We start from the raw sequence: 1,019 nt of genomic DNA, 5'->3' as shown, positions 1-1,019 counted from the left end.
GGGGTTGTAGGGGGTGTGCTCGGTGAAGCGCGCGAGGTCCTCGAGCTCGAGGTCGCCGTACACCTCGTCCGTCGAGATGTGGTGGTACCGCACGTCGTGCCGGCGCACCGCCTCGAGCAGGGCGGCGGTCCCGAGGATGTTCGTCGCCAGAAACGGCGCCGGATCCTCCAGGGAGTTGTCGTTGTGCGACTCCGCGGCGAAATGCACCACCAGATCCGACTCCCGGACCAGCCGGTCGACGAGCGGGGCGTCGGCGACGTCGCCCTCGACGAAGGTGATCCGGTCCGACACCGGCGCTACCGAGCGGAGGTCGCCGGCGTAGGTGAGCTTGTCGAGCACGGTGATCCGGACGTCGGGGCGCTCGCGCAGGGTGAGGTGGACGAAGTTGCTGCCGATGAAGCCGGCACCGCCGGTGACGAGGATCCGCACGAGTGCTCCTACTGGTTCGAGGAAGGGACGAAAGGCGTCGGACGCCCGGGTCGCGATCGACGACACGGGCGGACTCCGGTGGGCGCTCAGACGGAGGATGATCCCCGCGCGAGAGCGGGCAGCTGCTGGAGGTAGGCGCCGTATCCGCTCTTGACCAGCGGTGCGGCGAGCTCGGCGAGGCGGGTGTCGTCGATCCAGGAGTTGCGCCAGGCGATCTCCTCGATGCAGCCGATCTTGAATCCCTGCCTCTGCTCGATCACGCGCACGAACTCCGTCGCCTCGATCATGGAATCGAAGGTCCCGGTGTCGAGCCAGGCCGTTCCCCGATCGAGCACCTGGACAGTGAGAGCACCGGCCTCGAGATACCGCTCGTTGACCGTCGATATCTCCAGTTCGCCGCGCGCGGACGGCTTGATGCTCTTGGCTATCCCGATCACGGAGTTGTCGTAGAAGTAGAGGCCGGGAACAGCGAAGGTGCTCTTCGGAGAAGAGGGCTTCTCCTCGATGGAGACGGCTCGGAAGTGCTCGTCGAACTCGACGACTCCGTAGGCGCGCGGGTCGGCGACCTGGTAGGCGAAGATGACGGCGCC

At 66.9% G+C, this 1,019-nt stretch carries 2 protein-coding genes; both read right to left on the bottom strand.

The features are described from left to right. Positions 1 to 429, bottom strand: a 429-nt coding sequence (locus C5B93_RS16820; protein WP_146078543.1) for a GDP-mannose 4,6-dehydratase, incomplete at its 3' end; no start/stop codon positions are given. A gap of 86 nt (positions 430 to 515) precedes the next feature. After that, a partial coding sequence (locus C5B93_RS16815) for a sugar phosphate nucleotidyltransferase (RefSeq protein WP_258068268.1) occupies positions 516 to 1,019 on the bottom strand: 504 nt, incomplete at its 5' end.

Source organism: Rathayibacter sp. AY1A2 (genome assembly GCF_002930935.1).
GTDB lineage: Bacteria > Actinomycetota > Actinomycetes > Actinomycetales > Microbacteriaceae > Rathayibacter.
This window is presented reverse-complemented; position numbering and strand designations above follow the sequence as displayed.